Origin of the sequence: Thiomonas sp. UBA7699 (assembly GCF_002482605.1) — a bacterium.
Classification (GTDB): domain Bacteria; phylum Pseudomonadota; class Gammaproteobacteria; order Burkholderiales; family Burkholderiaceae_C; genus Thiomonas; species Thiomonas arsenitoxydans.
The window spans coordinates 15,859-32,796 of sequence record NZ_DLGH01000030.1; the positions used below are offsets into that span (position 1 = coordinate 15,859).

Consider the following 16,938-nt stretch of genomic DNA (forward strand, 5'->3'; position numbering starts at 1 on the left):
CTCTCAGCTTGACGCCACCACCCGCACCTGCTGCGCGGCGCGCTTGGCATTGGCGCGCGCGGCGTCGGTCGATTCGGCGCGGGCCAGCGCCACGCCCATGCGGCGTTTCACAAAACTCTCGGGTTTGCCGAACAGTCGCAGATCGGTTCCGGGTATGGCCAGCGCCGCTTCCACGCCTTCGAAGCGCACGCCGCGCGCCTCGACACCGCCGTAGATCACCGCGCTGGCGCCCGCGGTCTTGAGCGACGGGTCCACCGGCAGGCCAAGTATGGCCCGGGCGTGCAGCTCGAACTCGCTCTGCCACTGGGTGATGAGGGTGACCAGCCCGGTGTCGTGCGGGCGCGGGCTGACCTCGCTGAACCACACCTGCTCGCCCTTGACGAACAGTTCCACGCCAAAAATGCCGCGCCCGCCCAGCGCCTCGGTGATGCGCCGCGCCATGTCGCGGCTGCGCTCCAGCGCTACCGGGTTCATGGGGTGCGGCTGCCAGCTTTCCACATAGTCGCCGGCCACTTGCACATGGCCGATGGGTTCGCAGAAGTCGGTGCGCACGGCGCCGTCGGCGCCCACGCTGCGCACGGTGAGCTGGGTAATTTCATAATCGAAATCGATGAAACCCTCGACGATCACACGGCTCTGCGCCACGCGCCCGCCCGACATCGCCGCCTCCCAGGCGGGGCGCACGTCGGCCGGGCCGTCGAGCTTGCTCTGCCCCTTGCCCGAGGAACTCATCACCGGCTTGACCACGCAGGGATAGCCGATGCCGCCATCGATCGCGGCCTGCAGTTGCTCCAGCGAATCGGCGAAGGCATAGGGCGAGGTAGCCAGACCCAGCTCTTCGGCGGCCAGTCGGCGGATGCCTTCGCGGTTCATGGTCAGCCGCGCCGCGCGGGCTGTGGGAATGACGGTCACCACACCGGCAGCCTCCAGCTCTTCGAGCACTGGCGTGGCGATGGCCTCGATTTCCGGCACCACCAGATGCGGCTTTTCCTGCAGGATGAGGGCGCGCAAGGCCTCGGGATCGGTCATTTGAATCGTGCGGGCATGGTGCGCCACCTGCTGCCCAGGCGCGTGGTCATAGCGGTCCACCGCGATGGTTTCCACGCCCAGGCGCTGCAGCGCGATGAGCACTTCCTTGCCCAGTTCGCCCGCGCCGAGCAGCATCACGCGGGTGGCCGAAGGGGAAAGCGGGGTGCCAAGGGTCGTCATGTCAAAGTCCTTCACGATTTAGAAAGCGCCGGCCAAGGCATTGACCGTCAGCGCCAGAATCACCACATTGAAAAAGAACGCCGCCACGCTGTGCAGCAACACCAGATGGCGCACATGCCGCCCGGCGATGTTCACGTCCGAGGTCTGAAAGGTCATGCTCAGCACCACGGAAAAATAGAGATAGTCCCAATAATCGGGCACCTGACTGTTGGGGAACATCAGCGCAGGCGTGCCCGCCGTGCGCGCGGTGTAGTCGCTATGGGCGTATTGCAGGGCGAAGATCACCGAAAAAAACAACCAGGACAGCACGATGCTGCTTCCGGCCAGCGCCAGCGCGCCGGGGTGACCGCGCACCGCATGCAACTCCACCGACAGCGCAGCGAACACCGCGCCCGACAGCACCAGGCTGAACAGCAGCACCGTCCAGCGTCCTTCGGCCTCCAGCTCGGTGCGGCGCTTGAGGGTTTCGGTCGTGGCGTGCGCCATCATCCAGGCGGTGCTGACAAGAAACAGCAGCGCACTGGCATCAAACGCCCAGAGCAGCGCAATAGTGTGCGGCAAAGTGGCACTGAGCACCGCCCACAGCACCACGCCCAGCGCAATGGCTGCGCTCAAACGCGGGCGGTGGCTGAGTGTGCGGTAGAGGGTGAGAAGCGGATTGCGCATGGGGCATGAAGTGTAGGGTGAGTTAAGCGCGACATACCCGGCGATGAATCCCTAGAATTGCGCACCGCAACATCGCGCCCGCCTCTCTCCCTTCACGACCAAGGTTCGCCATGACCGCCGACACGTCCACCGACTTCCCCGATCTGTCGCATATCGCCCCCCGCGAAAAAGCCGAAATCCTCGCCCAGGCCCTGCCCTATATCCGCAAATTTCACGGCAAAACTCTGGTCATCAAATACGGCGGCAACGCCATGACCGACCCGGCCCTGCAGCAAGACTTTGCCGAGGACGTGGTGCTGCTCAAGCTGGTGGGCATGAACCCGGTGGTGGTGCATGGCGGCGGCCCGCAGATCGACGAGGCTTTGAGCCGCGTGGGCAAGAAGGGTACCTTCGTGCAAGGCATGCGAGTGACCGACGACGAAACCATGGAAGTGGTGGAATGGGTGCTGGCCGGCCAGGTGCAGCAAGACATCGTCGGCCTGATCAACCACGCCGGCGGCAAGGCAGTGGGACTGACCGGGCGAGACGGCGGCTTGATTCGGGCGCGCAAACTACGCATGCGCGACCGCGAGAATCCTGAAGCCGAGATCGACGTCGGCCAGGTGGGCGAAGTGGCGGCCATCGACCCTTCGGTGGTCAAGGCGCTGCAGGACGATCAGTTCATTCCGGTCATCTCGCCCATCGGCTTCGGCGAGGACAACGCCTCGTTCAACATCAACGCCGACGTGGTGGCGGGCAAGCTGGCCGAAGTGCTGCGCGCCGAAAAGCTGCTGCTGCTCACCAATATTCCCGGGGTGATGAACAAGAAGGGCGAACTGCTCACCGATCTCACCGCGCATGAAATCGACGACATGTTCGCCGACGGCACCATTTCCGGCGGCATGCTGCCCAAAATCTCGTCCGCGCTGGAAGCCGCCAAATCCGGCGTCAACTCGGTGCACATCGTCGATGGCCGCATTCCGCACGCCATCCTGCTGGAAGTGCTGACCGAACAGGCCTTCGGCACCATGATCCGCTCGCATTGAGTACCCTGGCGCTGGCCTCGTTCAGCGGCGGCAAGGATTCGATGCTCGCCGTGCAGCGCGCCCGCGAAAGCGGGCTGGAGGTGCGATGGCTGCTGGCCATGCTCGAAGAAACCGGTCAGCGTCTTCGCAGCCACGGCGTGCCGCTGGCGTTAATGCAGGCGCAGGCAGACGCCTTGGGGCTGGAACTGGTAACAGCGGCAGCAAGCTGGGACAACTACCAAGCCAGATTCGTCGCGCAGTTGCAGGCGCTGGCCGCGCGCGGCGCGCAGGTCGCGGTGTTTGGCGACATCGACCTGCAGGCCCACCGCGACTGGGAAGAACAGGTCTGCGCCCAAGCCGGTTTGCAGGCATGCCTGCCGCTGTGGGGACAGGCGCGGCTGGCGCTGGTGGACGAGTTTCTGGCGCAGGGCTGGCACGCCCGCGTGGTATGCGTGGACAGCCGTTTTCTTGACGACGCGTATTGCGGTCGGGAGTTCGATGCCGAATTCATCGCCAGCCTGCCAGCGGGCGTTGACGCCTGCGGCGAGAACGGCGAGTTCCACACCTTCGTGTTCGACGGCCCGGCGTTCTCCCGCCCGGTGGAGCATCGCGTTACCGGGTTGACTCCCTGGACCGCACCCGCACGCTTCGGCGCGGTGCGCTACTGCTTTGCCAATCTGGAGTTGCGACATGCCGCGTAATCCGGCTTGCGCAGCAAGTCAGACCGTCTGGCTGCTCGATCTCGACAACACCCTGCACGACGCCTCCTGGCGTGTGTTTCCGCTGATGAATGCGCAGATGACGGCCTTCATCGAACGGCATCTGGGCGTGGAGCGAGTGGAAGCCAACCGCATTCGCGCCCATTTCTGGCAACGCTACGGCGCCACGCTGCTGGGCCTGATGCACGAGCACGGCGTGGACGCCGCGCAGTTTCTGCGCGAGACGCACGATTTTCCGCATCTGCCTCGCATGTTGCGCTGCGACGGCAGCGAGCGCGCCGCGCTGGCGCGTCTGCCGGGTCGCAAACTGGTGCTCACCAATGCCCCGCGCAACTATGCCCGCCGCGTGCTGAAAACACTCAAACTCTGGCCGCTGGTCGACGGCCTGATCGCGGTCGAAGACATGTGGATGTTCCACAAACTGCGCCCCAAGCCGGATGCGCGCATGCTGCGCCATGTGCTCGCCCGCCACCGACTCAGGCCCGCGCAATGCGTGCTGGTCGAAGACACGCCCGGGCATTTGCAAGCCGCCCGCCGCATCGGCCTGCGCGGCGCGTGGATGGTGCGCTACCCCCGCCGCGCCGCGCGAGCAAGGCGCGATCTGCCGATGGAACGCACCGGCCTGCACGGACGGCCGGATTTCGTCACTGCGCGCATCCGCAGCCTGAGTGAACTCAGGCGGCTGGGTTGAAGCCGTCTGGCATCTCGCTCAACCCGCATCCAGCGCGTCGCCCAGTTCCTTAGCGCGCTGATCGGCCGCGTGCAAGGCGCGGATGATCGTGGTCTGCATATCGGCCGCATCGAACACGCCCAGCGCCGCTGCGGTGGTGCCGCCTTTGCTGGTGACGTTGGCACGCAAGGTGGCCAAGGGCTCGCTGCTGCCCTGCGCCAACGCGGCTGCCCCGGCCAGCGTGGCTAGAGCCAACTCGCGCGCCTGCGCGCCGCTCAAACCGAGTTCTTCGCCAGCACGCGTCATGGCTTCGGCCAGGTAAAACGCATACGCCGGGCCCGATCCCGACACTGCGGTGACCGCGTCGAGCAGGTCTTCACGCTGCACCCACACCCGCCGACCCGCCGGGGCCAGCAGGGCATCGGCCAGGGCGCTATCGGCCTCGCTGGCCTGCGCGCTGGCGAACAGCCCGGTGATGCCCTGACCGATGAGCGCCGGGGTGTTGGGCATGGTGCGCACCATGCGCTGCGCGCCGGTCTGCCGCTCGATGGCACGGCAGCGCACCCCGGCCATGATGCTGACATGCAGCGCGTCGCCCAGATGCGCTCGGCAGTCGGCCGCGGCCTGCGCGAACTGCTGCGGCTTCACCGCCCAAACCACGGCCTGCGCATCGCGCAAGGCGGCGTTGGGCGCTTCCAGAATCTGCACACCGGGAAAACGTTGCTGCAACCGAGCGCGCTGTTCGGCGAAGGGCTCGACCACGCGCAGGCTGGCGGGTTGCGCCCCCGAGGTCAGCAGCCCGCCGATCAGGGCGCTGCTCATATTGCCGCCGCCGATGAAGGCGGTGATGGGCAGGGAAACGGAGGAGATCGCAGGAGTAGTCAGGTTCGCATTCATGCCGCACATTATTCCCGCAAGTCGGCGCCTGCAATTCACCGATAATTCTTGCTCCATGCGTGTTCTTGCCCTCGATACCAGCACCGAAGCCCTGAGCGTCGCGCTCAGCGTGGACGGCCACTGCCGCAGCTTCGACGAAGCCGGCGGCCCGCGCGCCTCGCAGCGGCTGTTGCCTTTGTGTGCCGAGTTGCTGCGCACGGCCGGACTGCAATTCGCCGATCTCGACCTGATCGGCATGGGCGCCGGGCCGGGCGCGTTCACCGGGCTGCGCACGGCCGCGTCGGCGGCGCAGGGTCTGGCCTATGCCCTGCACCTTCCGGTGGCGCGCGTCGACACGCTCATGGCGCAGGCGGAAACCGCCTTCGCACTGCTGCACAGCGACGGCACGGTGTTGCCCGATCCGGTGCAAGCCGAGCCGGACACAGTGGTGCTCGTGGCGAACGATGCGCGCATGGGCGAGTTGTATTGGGAGCTGTTTCGCGCCCAGACATCAGGCTGGCAAAGTCTGCACCGGCCGACCGTGCAACGACCTGAGCACGCGGTGCTGGCCTGGGCCGAGGTGCTGGCCGATCTGCCCGAACATCTGGAGACCGGTGTGCTGCCCCGCTTGCTCGCCTGCGGCAATGCCTGGAGCGAGCATGCAGACGCCCTTTCCGCCGCCTTCGCCTCGCACGCCAGCGACAACCCGCGCCTGTTCGCCCTGAACCGCGCGGTGGTGCGCGCCGTGGCCTGCACGCCGTCGGCCGCCGCCGTGGCCCGGCTGTCGCTGCAGCAACACGCCGCCGGGCTGACCGTGTTTGCGGCGCTGGCGCAACCTATTTATGTACGCGACAAAGTGGCCTTGACCACGGCGGAGCGCGAACTGGCTCGCGCTGCCTTATGAACGCCCGGCTGCGTCCGCACGACTCGTCTGACGCCATTGCCCCGGCTGGGCAGTCGGCGCACGCCCTGCGACCGATGACCCCTGCCGACCTCGACGCCGTAGCGCAGATCGAAAACACGGTGTACGACTTTCCCTGGAGCCGGGGCAACTTCGCCGACTCCCTCACCGCGCAATATCACGCGCAGGTGCTCACCGACGAGACCGACACCGTGCGCGGCTATTTCGTGGCCATGCCCGGCGTGGAAGAAATGCATCTGCTCAATATCTCGGTCGATCCCGCGGTGCAGGGCCAGGGTTTGAGCCTGCTGATGCTCGATGCCGTGGTTTTGCTCAGCCGGGCCGATGGCGCCTACCTGCTCTGGCTGGAAGTGCGTCCGAGCAATACCCACGCCGTGCGCATTTACGAGCGCTACGGCTTCTACCCCATCGCCCGCCGACGCGACTATTACCCCTCGGTCGATACGCAAGGCCGCGCCAGCCGGGAAGACGCCCTGGTGATGTCCGCGAAGGTGGACGATCTGCTGCAACGCCGCGGCCTGCGTCCGGCCTGACCGCGCCCAGCCCGCATGACTGAGCCCAGCCCTCGCCTCACCCCGCAAACCCTGCAGTGGACGCGGGCACTCGGCCTCGGGCCGCTGTTCGTGCGGCGCGAAGTTCTGCGCGAGCAGCAAGCTCAGCCCGCTGTCGAAGCCGCAGAAGTCATTGCAACGCCCGCCGCTGCAAGGCCGGTCGCGCAACCGCCCAAGCCCAACCGCCCCATCCCGCCGCCACGACCCACGTCCTCCATCCCCATCGCGGATGCCGCGCGGGTTGAGGCCATCGCCCGTATGGACTGGGGCGAGCTGCAAGTCGGCGCTCAGGCCTGCCGCGCCTGCAAACTCGGCAGCAGCCGACACCAGGCCGTGTTCGGCAGCGGCTCCACGCAAGCCCGCTGGATGATCATCGGCGAGGCGCCCGGCGCCGAAGAAGACCGCCAAGGTCAGCCCTTTGTCGGCGCCGCGGGGCAATTGCTCGACGCCATGCTGCAGGCCATCGGCCTGGACCGCAGCGCCAACGACCCCGAGCGCGCGGTTTACATCGCCAATGTGCTCAAGTGCCGTCCGCCGGGCAACCGCAACCCCGAGCCCGAAGAAGTGGCCCAATGTGCGCCCTGGCTCGAGCGCCAGGTGGCCCTGCTGCAGCCACAGCTCATTCTCGCTCTGGGCCGGTTCGCGGCGCACAGCCTGCTCGGCAGCCAAGCGCCCATCAGCCAGTTGCGCGGGCAGGTGCACGAGTTCGCCGGAATTCCCGTGATCGTGAGCTATCACCCGGCCTATCTGCTGCGCAACCCGGCCGACAAGGCCCGCGTCTGGCGCGATCTGTGTTTCGCCCGCGATCTTGCCGACGCCGCGGCAGCAAAACCCGCAGAAACTCAGTCCGAGTCCGAATAAGACCGGCCTGTCTGCGCCATGCGCAACACGATTTCTGCGACTTTTTTCACGTTTTTTGGCGCCGCGATCACAGCGCATGGGGTTGACCCTGAGCGGCGCCCGCAGGTCAATCCAGAACAATGTAAAGAATCAAACAAAGGGCGCAATGCCGCGTTTTGCACCGCAAAGTCATACCGGGGGTATGACCGGCACCGCCCGCAAACCTGGAGAGAGACATGCAGATCGACACCGCTTTTTTCATCAATGCCATCGGCATTGCCATCATGATCTACGGCCTGGTGGATGTTTTGCTGCTGCGCAGCAAGATTCCCGGCGGGCAGGTGGGCAAAGCGTGGAAGGGCCTGACCCTGTTGATCGGGCTGTTTACCGCGGGCTATCTCGTCTCGCCCTTTTTCAGCACCCTGCCCGCAGATTCCATCCGCATCATCGTCTCGCTGATCTTCCTGTTTGGCGCGGTGTACGTGATCCTTACCGTGCGTCTGCTTTACCGCATCATCGCGGAGCTGGCGTCCTGAACGCAATGTGCTCAACAAAAAAGCCCGGTTAGACCGGGCTTTTTTGTGGGTGCCATGATGATTTCGCAGACGATCAGTGCATTTCGTCGCGGATGTAGAGATCGCCCTTCAGGCTGGCGATGTAGGCCGCGATGTCCTGCAGATCCTGCGTGTTGTACTGCGCCACCATGCCGCTCATGATGGCGTTGTTGCGGCCATATAGCGGGGTCTGGTGCTTGGCCTGGTATTGCTGCAGGGCGTGGAACAGATAGCTCTGGTATTGACCCGCCAGTTTGGGATAGTTGGGGGCGATGGGCTTGTCGAGACCGGCGCCGTGGCAGGCAATGCAGCCGCCTTTGTTCACCAGTTCTTCACCCTTTTTGATGTCGGCGGCGTTGGCCAGTTGGAACATTTGGGCCAGGGCCAAGGCAGTCGCTGCCAGCAGAACAATTTTTTTCATCGAGGATCTCCGCGCTTGTTATTTGATGGGCTGGCCTTTGGCCGTAGCGTAGTAGGCGGCAATGTCAGCCATTTGCTGGTCGGTCAGCGACGCGGCGATGGCGCGCATGGTCGGGAAACGGCGGTTGCCGTTTTTGTATTCCTTCAGCGCATCGACGATGTATTGCGCGTTTTGCCCGTTGATCATGGGCACGGCAAAAATTTCAGGGAAGGAGGAGCGATAGCCGCCCCCCATGTTGTGGCAGCCCTGGCAGCTGGCCACGAGCTTGGCGCCTTCTGCGGCATTGCCAACGACGTTCTGCGCGTGGGCGGACGCCGCAAGCATCAGGGAAGCGAGAAAGAGGACTTTTTTCATCATTGCAGGCGCGAGAGTCTTGAGAGCCATCAAACAAGCGCCTCATTATAGGGAGGCAGCACGCCTCATCGCGTCATTTTGTCGCAGTCAAGACTTAACGCGTTCCTGAATTGACAAAACGCAGACTCCATGCCTTTGAATCAAGATGTAACCAGCTCCTGACCGACAAAGCCTTGCCGATAGTCTTCGGGCAGCATGTCGCACAGTTGCTGCCTAACCTTGTCCGCCTGCACTGATCCGGCGATCTCGGCGATGAGTACGAGACATTCCTGCAGCGCGGCCAGCACGGCCTCCGGCTGGTCGGCGGCGCGCAGGTGCGCCCGTGCCGGCCCGCTCTGAGCGCCGAGCAGTCGCTCCAGCATGTCGAACATATACATGCGCGACAAGGCTATGGAGCGCCGGGGCGGCGGCGCTACGGCTTGCGCCAGTTGCGACGCCGCCACGCTGGATGGGCTCGGCTCGGATGCCGAAGAAGCCTGAACGGATGCATTCGAGGTCCGCTTCAGCGGCGCTTCCACGGGCTCCGGCGCATTCGCAAGCCCCACGCGCTCGACATAGCCAGCGGCGAGCAGTTCCCGCGCGAGTTCCTGCACCTCTTGCCCCATCAAGGCGCACAACTCGCCGATGGCGCGCTGGCCGTCGCACAGAATCAGCACATGCCGCTGCCTTGCACTCAGTGCCTGACTGCGCTGCTGTTGCTCGCGGCGGCCGGCCGAGGTTTTTCGCAACACATCAGCCAAGGTCAAGTTGCTCATTCCACCCCCTTAAAAGAGGGGGTACTGTAAAGATTGCAAATGACCGCGGCGTGACACCGCAAGCGTAAAAAGCGCAACAAAAACAGCAGCCTCTCAAGGAAACGCCGGGCCGCCCCAAGTTTCCTTGACCCCCGCGGGGGGCGGGTCGGCGAGCCGACCCTGGGGGTGCTCAGACGAATCTAAGTCTGCCTCTGTCAGAATCTGCGCCACAAAACCACAACCCCTCACCACACCATGCACCTCTACCTTCTGGCCATCGCCGCCCTTCAAGGCGTGACCGAGCTGTTTCCCATTTCCAGCCTTGGGCACAGCATTCTGATTCCGGCCCTGTTTCATTGGCCCATCGACCGCACGGCAGACTGGTTTCTGCCCTTCATCGTGGTGCTGCATCTGGGCACGGCCACCGCGCTGCTGATCTATTTCTGGCGCGACTGGGCGCGGCTGATCGGTGGCTGGCTGCGCGCGGGCGGCAAGGCATCCAACCCCGACGCCCGTCTGCTCTGGCTGATCGTGGCGGGCACCATTCCGGCCGGGCTGCTTGGGCTGCTGCTGGCGCACAAGATCAAGGCGCTGTTCGGCGGCTTCACCTTCGCGGCGATTGCGCTGATGCTCAACGGCCTGCTGCTGCTGGGCGGCGATGCGCTCAAGCACCGGCGCGGGCTGATCGCCCTGCCGGAACTGGGCTGGCTGCGCGCTTTTCTCATTGGCCTGGCGCAGGCGCTGGCCCTGATTCCGGGGTTTTCGCGCTCCGGGGCCACGCTGGTCGCCGGTCTGGGCCTGGGCTTGAACTATGCCGACTCGGCGCGGTTTTCGTTTTTGCTCGCCACGCCCATCATCGCGGCAGCGGGCGTGCTCGAAGTGCCCAAGCTGATGCACGCCGGCGTGCCGCATGAACTGCTGGGCACCATTGCAGCGGCCGGGGTGCTGGCCGGGGTGTTCGCCTGGCTGTCCACCTGGTTTCTGATGCGCTGGTTCACCGACCACGAAATGAAGGCGCTGCGGCCGTTCGGCATTTACTGCCTGTTGCTGGGCGCGGTGGCGTTGCTTGTCGGCTGAGCCTACGTTTTGCCTGAAATTTCGCCTGACAGACACGCCGCCGCGCAGCCCCACGCGTTTCTCGCCTACTTGGGGGGCTGACGCGCTGCGGCAGGCCTGGATGCAGTCAACAGCGCCTGCACCGCAGCCACGCGCCGTCGGCTGACGGGCAGGGTGTCGGGCACGCCGTGCAGATGCAAAGTCCAAGTGGCGTTGTCGGTCTCTGCACTTCCGGCCTCGGGTTCTGGCGCGATGCCCTCCGGCGGAGTCATCGGCCGCTCCAGGCTGCGAATCGCGGGCGCCGCGACCAGCGCGCTGCGGTGAATGCGAACGAGATGCTCGGCGTAGCGCTGCTCCAGATCGGTCAATGAAAGGTCCACCAGATACTGCTGCTCGGCGGTGCGCAGGGTGGTGTATTTGGCCTCGGCGCGGCAATACAGAATGTCGGCCAGCGGCACGCGCTTGAGCGCGCCATGATGCTGCACCGTCAGGTACACGGTTTCCACCGCTGCCGGCGCCTGCTGCTCCGCCCCCTGGGCACGCAGCCACAGCACGGCCTTGCCCATCGCCTGAGCCAGGCGCTCGCGCCGCACCGGCTTGGTGAGATAGTCGACGGCCGATACGCCGAAGGCATCGAGCGCATGCTGCTCGTGCGCGGTCACGAACACGATGGCGGGATGATGCAGGCCGGGATCGCCCGTCAGCCGCCGGGCCAGTTCCATGCCCGTCTGCCCCGGCATCTGGATATCGAGCAGCAGCACGTCAAAACGCTGCGCACGAAGCAGCACCCAGGCCTCGGCGGCGTCGGCCGCTTCGTCCACTATGGCCTGCGCAGTTTCGGGCAGCTCGGCGAGCAGGCGGCGCAGGCGGCTGCGGGCCAGCGGTTCGTCGTCAACGATGAGCACGTTCATAGCGGTAAGCGTAACCGCGCCCGCCAGCGGGCCAGGCCGTCCTCGACGACTTCGCCCTGATCGACCTCGGCCGCAATGTCGTACAGCAGATGCAGGCGCTGGCGAATGTTGCGCAGCGCCGTGCCGGTGCCATGACGGCGCGGTGGGGGCGTGTCGCTCAGCGCGGGCAAGTCGTTGCGCACGGTGACTTCGATCTGCCCCAGCCGCCGGGCTACGTCGATGTCGATCTGCACCCTGCGGCTGCTGCGCTCGACGCCATGCCGCACCGCGTTCTCCACCAGCGGCTGCAGGGTCAGCGCCGGAATGCGGATTTGCAGCAGGGTGTCGTCGACCTGCCATTGCACTCGCATGCGCTCGCCGAAACGCACCGACTCGATGTCGAGGTAGCGCCGCGCCAGATCCATTTCCTGCTCCAGCGTGACCAGCGTACCCGGCTTGCCCACGCTGGCGCGGAACAGTTCGGCCAGATCGTCGAGCACGGTCTCGGCGCGCTCGGGCTGCTCGCGCACCAGGGCGCTGGCGGCGTTGAGGGTGTTGAACAGAAAGTGTGGGCGGATGCGCGACTGCAGTTCACTCAACCGCGCCTGCATGTCGATCGGCGTGAAGGCCCGTGCGCGCAGTTGCAGATAGTGCACGAAGACCAGCGCCAGCGCCGCCCCCGCCAGCGCAGCCTGCCAGGGCTGCTGCGCAGCGCGCGGCGCAAGCGCATCGAACAAGGGCTGTACCAGCAGATTCAAACCCAGCGCCGAAAAGGCGCCCAGCGCCATGGCCACGACCAGCACCGCGGCCGCACCCCGCAGCCGCCACAGCCGCTGGGTCATGCACATCAGCGCCAGCCAGAGCAGCGCGGCGGGCTCCACCCACGAGAGCAGCAACAAGGCGCCGATACGGCCTTCCCCTTGCGGCCACTGCAGCAACACGAGCAGCGCCAAAAGCAGATTGAGCGCCACCAGCGCGCGCACCAGACTGCCAGCGCCGCAGATGTCGAGGCGCACTGCGGTTTCGGTGGAAGGGGTCGGTTCAGCAGTCATCTGGGGCATCAAGCAGCTTGATCCTGAAGGCTTCTCTAAAATTGGCGGTTTCGACCCTGGCGCCCATGGCGTCATAACGCTCGCTTTGCGAGGCCAATCCATGCACGATCAATTCGAACACAAGCAGCAAGCCTGGTCCGCGCGTTTTTCCGAGCCGGTCAGTGCTCTGGTGCAGCGCTACACCGCCTCGGTGGATTTCGACCGGCGGCTGGCGCTGTTCGACATCGACGGATCGCTGGCGCACGCCACCATGCTGGCCGAACAAGGCATTCTCAGCGCGGACGACCTCGCCGCCATCGAGCGCGGCATGGCGCAGATCCGTACCGAAATCGACTCTGGCGCGTTCGAGTGGAAGCTCGAACTCGAAGACGTCCATCTCAACATCGAGGCCCGCCTGACCCAGCTTGCGGGCGACGCCGGCAAGCGCCTGCACACCGGTCGCAGCCGCAACGATCAGGTGGCCACCGACATCCGCCTATGGCTGCGCGACAGCATCGACCAGAGCATCGCTCAACTCCGTGCGCTGCAGCGTGCGCTGGTACAACTGGCCGCACAGCATGCCGACACCATCATGCCGGGCTTCACGCATCTGCAGGTGGCGCAGCCGGTGAGTTTCGGCCACCATCTGCTGGCTTATGTGGAAATGTTCGGTCGCGATGCTGAGCGCCTGCGCGACTGCCGTGCCCGCGTCAATCGCCTGCCGCTGGGCGCTGCCGCGCTGGCTGGCACCACTTTCCCGATCAACCGCCCGCGCGTAGCCGAGCTGCTGGGCTTTGACGGCGTGTGCCAGAACTCGCTCGACGCCGTGAGCGACCGCGACTTCGCCATCGAGTACAACGCTGCCTGCGCGCTGATCATGGTGCATATCAGCCGCTTCAGCGAAGAGCTGGTGCTGTGGATGAGCCCGGCCTTCGGCTTCATCGACCTGGCCGACCGCTTCTGCACCGGGTCGAGCATCATGCCGCAGAAAAAAAACCCGGACGTGCCCGAGCTCGCCCGCGGCAAGACCGGGCGGGTCACTGGCCATTTGATGAGCCTGCTGATGCTGATGAAGGGCCAGCCCCTGGCCTACAACAAAGACAACCAGGAAGACAAGGAGCCGCTGTTCGACACCGCCGATACCGTGATCGACACCCTGCGCATTTTCACCGACATGGTGAGCGGCATCCGCGTCAAGGCCGAGGCGATGGAGCGCACCGCGCTGCAGGGTTACTCCACCGCCACCGATCTGGCCGACTATCTCGTGAAAAAGGGGCTGCCCTTCCGCGACGCGCACGAGACGGTGGCAAAAGCCGTGCGCTTTGCGGTGGAGCGCGGCATCGGCCTGGAAGACATCAGCCTGAACGATCTGCACAGTTTCTCGCCCCTCATCGGAGAAGACGCGCCCGAAGCGCTCAAGCTGCAGGGCTCACTCGCCGCGCGCGATCATCTGGGCGGCACGGCGCCGAACCAAGTGCGCGCGCAGGTGGCGCGCTGGCAAGCCGCACTCGGCGACGCATAAAACGAAGCGATCAGACGAAGCGCTCAGGCGCGCGGCAAGGTCACGCCGTGCTGCCCTTGGTACTTGCCGCCGCGATCCTTGTAGCTGACTTCGCAGACTTCATCGCTCTCGAAGAACAGCACCTGCGCGCAGCCCTCGCCCGCGTAAATCTTGGCGGGCAGCGGTGTGGTGTTGGAGAACTCCAGCGTCACATAACCTTCCCACTCGGGCTCGAACGGTGTGACGTTGACGATGATGCCGCAGCGGGCATAGGTGCTCTTGCCCAGGCAGATGGTGAGCACATTGCGCGGAATGCGGAAGTACTCCATCGTCCGCGCCAGCGCGAAGCTGTTGGGCGGGATGATGCACACGTCGCCCCGAAAATCGACAAAGGACTTTTCATCGAAATTCTTCGGATCGACGATGGTGCTGTTGATGTTGGTGAAGATCTTGAATTCGTTGGCGCAACGGATGTCGTAGCCGTAGCTCGACGTGCCATAGCTGATGATGCGGTGTCCATCGACCTCGCGCACTTGCGCGGGCTCGAACGGCTCGATCATCGCCGTATTTTGCGCCATGCGGCGGATCCACTGATCTGATTTGATGCTCATGATGTCGGGGCAGTCTGGCTCAGCCGGGCTGCTGTAATAAGGCAGATAGACGCAACCATACCGCACCCGCCAGGTCGTCGGAGTGAAGCTAGCCGGGATAGCGGCTCGAGGTAGGCATGCGGCGTGCGGAAATAAAAAAACCCGGGCGATCAGCCCGGGCTCAATTGCACTGAATGCTCAGGGCTTGCTGGTCGGAAACGGCCAGGCCGCTTGCGGATTCAGCTTGGTTTGCGCGGTCGCTGCCTTTTTGGCAGGAGCAGCTACGGCCTTCTTCGCCGGTGCCGCTTTTTTCGTAGGCGCAGCCTTCTTCGCAGGTGCAGCTTTCTTAGCCGGTGCGGCCTTCTTTGCAGGAGCAGCCTTCTTCGCCGGAGCAGCCTTCTTCGCCGGAGCAGCCTTCTTCGCCGGTGCGGCCTTCTTCGCAGGAGCCGCCTTCTTAGCCGGTGCGGCCTTCTTCGCAGGAGCAGCCTTCTTCGCCGGTGCGGCCTTCTTCGCAGGAGCAGCTTTCTTCGCCGGTGCGGCTTTCTTCGCCGGAGCCGCCTTTTTCGCGGGTGCAGCCTTCTTAGCCGGTGCTACTTTCTTCGCGGGCGTCGCTTTCTTCGCCGGTGCCGCTTTTTTTGCAGTTGCCATGGTGATTCTCCTTGATCAAGTCTTTTGAAGTTGAGCCGGTCGCCAAATCGCGTCCGAGCGCCTCACGGCCCCGCCTCCCGGCGGTTTCCAGTACGGGACATCGGCACGGCGTTCAGCCGGCACCACCTGCGATCGGCTCAGCGCTGATCCGTGCAGGGGATTCACTTCCGTCGGCGACAAAGCCATTGCGGGAAGGAATGGGGAACGGCGCGCCATGCGCTCACCTCTGGTCATCCAGAGCATGAGGCGCAGACCGGCGCACCAGAATTGATCGAGCAGGGAGTCAGGCATCACCATGGACGCCCCCATGCGTTGCGCGACAAAAAACAGAGGAGGAGACTCCACCCGCCGACTCTGCGCGGCCGGACGTATCGGGGTGGAAGGGACTCGGTCAACAATCACTCTGTTGTGCGTGCTCGCAGGTTATTCAGGCGTCATTCCCAGGACAGCGCGCCGCCGGATTGGTACTCGATCACCCGGGTCTCGAAGAAGTTGCGTTCCTTCTTCAAGTCGATCATTTCACTCATCCAGGGGAAGGGGTTCTCTTCGTTGGGGAAGATGGCGTCGAGACCAATCTGCACCGCACGGCGGTTGGCGATAAAGCGCAGATAGCCTTTGAACATGGACGCGTTCAGACCCAGCACGCCGCGGGGCATGGTGTCTTCGGCATAGCGATACTCAAGCTCGACCGCCTGATGGAAGAGGCCGGTGAGCTCGCGCTTGAATTCCGGGGTCCAGAGATGCGGATTCTCCAGCTTGATCTGGTTGACCAGATCGATGCCGAAGTTGGTGTGCATGGACTCGTCGCGCAGGATGTACTGGTATTGCTCGGCCGCACCGGTCATCTTGTTCTGCCGCCCCATCGACAGGATCTGGGTGAAGCCGACATAGAAGAACAACCCTTCCATGAGGCACGCGAACACGATGATGGAACGCAGCAGCTCCTGATCGTTGCGCTCCGAACCCCCGAAAGCCGAAGTACGGAACTCGGGGTTGGTCAGGGTGTCGATGAAGGGAATGAGGAACTCGTCCTTGTCACGGATGGAGGTGATCTCGTGATAAGAGTTGAAGATCTCGCTTTCATCGAGGCCTATGGATTCGACGATGTACTGATAGGCGTGGGTGTGGATGGCTTCTTCGAAGGCCTGGCGCAGCAGGTACTGGCGGCACTCGGGGTTGGTGATGTGGCGATAGGTGCCCAGCACGATGTTGTTGGCGGCGAGCGAATCGGCCGTGGTGAAAAAGCCGAGGTTGCGCTTGATGATGAGGCGCTCGTCATCGGTCAGGCCGTTGGGGTCTTTCCACATCGCGATGTCGCGCGACATGTTGATTTCCTGCGGCATCCAGTGATTCGCGCAGGAGGCGAGGTATTTATCCCAGGCCCATTTGTATTTGAACGGGACGAGTTGGTTGACATCGACACTACAGTTGATGATGCGCTTGTCTTCGGCGCGCACCCGCGCGGTGGAGGCCGCGCGTTGGCTGTAGAGGTCTGCGGCCACCGCCAATGCTGGCGTCGATGCGGCTGCGGATTGAAGCGAAGCCGAGGCACCGCCCAGGGATTGAAGTGAACGCTCCGCCAGCGCACCTTGCGCGGGGCTTGCAGAGTTCTGTTGTGGTTCGTCCCAAGTAAGCATGTTCATGACCTTCCGTGAATTATCAAGTGTTCAGCGCAAAGGCTCAACACCGATGCAATGAGGAT

Annotated in this window: 19 protein-coding genes and 1 pseudogene; 9 read left to right on the forward strand and 11 right to left on the reverse strand. The window is 64.5% G+C overall.

Translation table 11 applies throughout. The features are described from left to right. Positions 1-3 precede the first annotated feature (3 nt). Together purT and B3H47_RS13210 are read right to left on the reverse strand one after the other, a co-directional pair. The gene (gene purT / locus B3H47_RS13205; protein ID WP_286987486.1) at positions 4-1,209 is read right to left on the reverse strand and encodes a formate-dependent phosphoribosylglycinamide formyltransferase; all 1,206 of its coding nucleotides are present in this window, start codon (positions 1,207-1,209) and stop codon (positions 4-6) included. A gap of 18 nt (positions 1,210-1,227) precedes the next feature. Then, entirely contained in the window at positions 1,228-1,875 is a 648-nt protein-coding gene (locus B3H47_RS13210) for a DUF1345 domain-containing protein (RefSeq protein ID WP_013122297.1), read from the reverse strand. Between the two features lie 110 nt (positions 1,876-1,985). Here B3H47_RS13210 and argB point away from each other — a divergent pair, with 110 nt between their 5' ends. The 3 genes from argB to B3H47_RS13225 are packed head-to-tail and all read left to right on the forward strand — an operon-like array spanning position 1,986 to position 4,289. Further along, the gene (gene argB / locus B3H47_RS13215) at positions 1,986-2,900 is read left to right on the forward strand and encodes an acetylglutamate kinase (protein ID WP_013122296.1); all 915 of its coding nucleotides are present in this window, start codon (positions 1,986-1,988) and stop codon (positions 2,898-2,900) included. Next, positions 2,897-3,580: a diphthine--ammonia ligase gene (locus tag B3H47_RS13220; protein WP_276708584.1), complete on the forward strand. Its 684-nt coding sequence runs from the start codon at positions 2,897-2,899 to the stop codon at positions 3,578-3,580. The genes argB and B3H47_RS13220 overlap by 4 nt, the downstream gene beginning before the upstream one ends. Then, on the forward strand, positions 3,570-4,289 hold the full coding sequence (locus tag B3H47_RS13225; RefSeq protein WP_286987487.1) for an HAD-IA family hydrolase: 720 nt from the start codon (positions 3,570-3,572) through the stop codon (positions 4,287-4,289). Before B3H47_RS13220 ends, B3H47_RS13225 begins: the two co-directional genes overlap by 11 nt. An 18-nt stretch (positions 4,290-4,307) precedes the next feature. Here B3H47_RS13225 and proC read toward each other — a convergent pair whose 3' ends face one another. Beyond that, on the reverse strand, positions 4,308-5,165 hold the full coding sequence (gene proC / locus B3H47_RS13230) for a pyrroline-5-carboxylate reductase (RefSeq protein ID WP_276708586.1): 858 nt from the start codon (positions 5,163-5,165) through the stop codon (positions 4,308-4,310). A gap of 55 nt (positions 5,166-5,220) precedes the next feature. On the opposite strand from proC, the gene tsaB reads away from it, so the two are divergent. The 4 genes from tsaB (at position 5,221) to B3H47_RS13250 (ending at position 7,993) form a co-directional block, all read left to right on the forward strand. Then, positions 5,221-6,048 carry a tRNA (adenosine(37)-N6)-threonylcarbamoyltransferase complex dimerization subunit type 1 TsaB gene (tsaB, locus tag B3H47_RS13235; protein ID WP_276708587.1) on the forward strand — a complete coding sequence of 276 codons (828 nt, stop codon included), beginning with the start codon at positions 5,221-5,223 and terminating at the stop codon, positions 6,046-6,048. Continuing rightward, the gene (gene rimI / locus B3H47_RS13240; protein WP_276708588.1) at positions 6,045-6,599 is read left to right on the forward strand and encodes a ribosomal protein S18-alanine N-acetyltransferase; all 555 of its coding nucleotides are present in this window, start codon (positions 6,045-6,047) and stop codon (positions 6,597-6,599) included. The genes tsaB and rimI overlap by 4 nt, the downstream gene beginning before the upstream one ends. A 15-nt stretch (positions 6,600-6,614) precedes the next feature. Then, positions 6,615-7,478 carry a uracil-DNA glycosylase gene (locus B3H47_RS13245; protein ID WP_276708589.1) on the forward strand — a complete coding sequence of 288 codons (864 nt, stop codon included), beginning with the start codon at positions 6,615-6,617 and terminating at the stop codon, positions 7,476-7,478. A 215-nt stretch (positions 7,479-7,693) separates the two neighbouring features. Then, positions 7,694-7,993 (forward strand): hypothetical protein, encoded by a 300-nt coding sequence (locus tag B3H47_RS13250; protein ID WP_013122289.1) that lies wholly within the window; start codon positions 7,694-7,696, stop codon positions 7,991-7,993. A 73-nt stretch (positions 7,994-8,066) separates the two neighbouring features. Here B3H47_RS13250 and B3H47_RS13255 read toward each other — a convergent pair whose 3' ends face one another. The 3 genes from B3H47_RS13255 to B3H47_RS13265 all read right to left on the reverse strand — a co-directional run bounded on the left by B3H47_RS13255 (position 8,067) and on the right by B3H47_RS13265 (position 9,541). Beyond that, positions 8,067-8,432, reverse strand: a complete 366-nt coding sequence (locus B3H47_RS13255) for a c-type cytochrome (RefSeq protein ID WP_156054350.1) — start codon at positions 8,430-8,432, stop codon at positions 8,067-8,069. An 18-nt stretch (positions 8,433-8,450) separates the two neighbouring features. Next, positions 8,451-8,816: a c-type cytochrome gene (locus B3H47_RS13260; protein WP_013122287.1), complete on the reverse strand. Its 366-nt coding sequence runs from the start codon at positions 8,814-8,816 to the stop codon at positions 8,451-8,453. 110 nt (positions 8,817-8,926) lie between these two features. After that, positions 8,927-9,541: a hypothetical protein gene (locus tag B3H47_RS13265; RefSeq protein ID WP_276708590.1), complete on the reverse strand. Its 615-nt coding sequence runs from the start codon at positions 9,539-9,541 to the stop codon at positions 8,927-8,929. Positions 9,542-9,775: 234 nt separating this feature from the next. Between B3H47_RS13265 and B3H47_RS13270 the strand changes: the two genes are divergently transcribed. Next, positions 9,776-10,597 carry an undecaprenyl-diphosphate phosphatase gene (locus B3H47_RS13270; RefSeq protein WP_013104750.1) on the forward strand — a complete coding sequence of 274 codons (822 nt, stop codon included), beginning with the start codon at positions 9,776-9,778 and terminating at the stop codon, positions 10,595-10,597. A 65-nt stretch (positions 10,598-10,662) separates the two neighbouring features. Here B3H47_RS13270 and B3H47_RS13275 read toward each other — a convergent pair whose 3' ends face one another. Both B3H47_RS13275 and B3H47_RS13280 read right to left on the reverse strand, forming a co-directional pair. Beyond that, a complete protein-coding gene (locus B3H47_RS13275) occupies positions 10,663-11,487 on the reverse strand; it encodes a LytR/AlgR family response regulator transcription factor (RefSeq protein ID WP_013122284.1) in 825 nt (274 codons plus the stop codon). Further along, on the reverse strand, positions 11,484-12,518 hold the full coding sequence (locus tag B3H47_RS13280; RefSeq protein ID WP_232054287.1) for a sensor histidine kinase: 1,035 nt from the start codon (positions 12,516-12,518) through the stop codon (positions 11,484-11,486). Before B3H47_RS13280 ends, B3H47_RS13275 begins: the two co-directional genes overlap by 4 nt. 100 nt (positions 12,519-12,618) lie before the next feature. Here B3H47_RS13280 and argH point away from each other — a divergent pair, with 100 nt between their 5' ends. Further along, positions 12,619-14,019, forward strand: a complete 1,401-nt coding sequence (gene argH / locus B3H47_RS13285; RefSeq protein WP_276708527.1) for an argininosuccinate lyase — start codon at positions 12,619-12,621, stop codon at positions 14,017-14,019. Between the two features lie 23 nt (positions 14,020-14,042). On the opposite strand, the gene dcd is transcribed toward argH, so the two are convergent. From dcd to B3H47_RS13300, 3 genes and pseudogenes are all read right to left on the reverse strand, one after another. After that, complete coding sequence (dcd, locus tag B3H47_RS13290; protein ID WP_013122281.1) at positions 14,043-14,609, reverse strand: dCTP deaminase; 567 nt, start codon at positions 14,607-14,609, stop codon at positions 14,043-14,045. A gap of 177 nt (positions 14,610-14,786) precedes the next feature. Beyond that, positions 14,787-15,233, reverse strand: a pseudogene (locus tag B3H47_RS13295) (histone); the annotation flags it as partial. A 437-nt stretch (positions 15,234-15,670) separates the two neighbouring features. Next, a complete protein-coding gene (locus B3H47_RS13300; RefSeq protein ID WP_276708540.1) occupies positions 15,671-16,873 on the reverse strand; it encodes a ribonucleotide-diphosphate reductase subunit beta in 1,203 nt (400 codons plus the stop codon). Positions 16,874-16,938 lie beyond the last annotated feature (65 nt).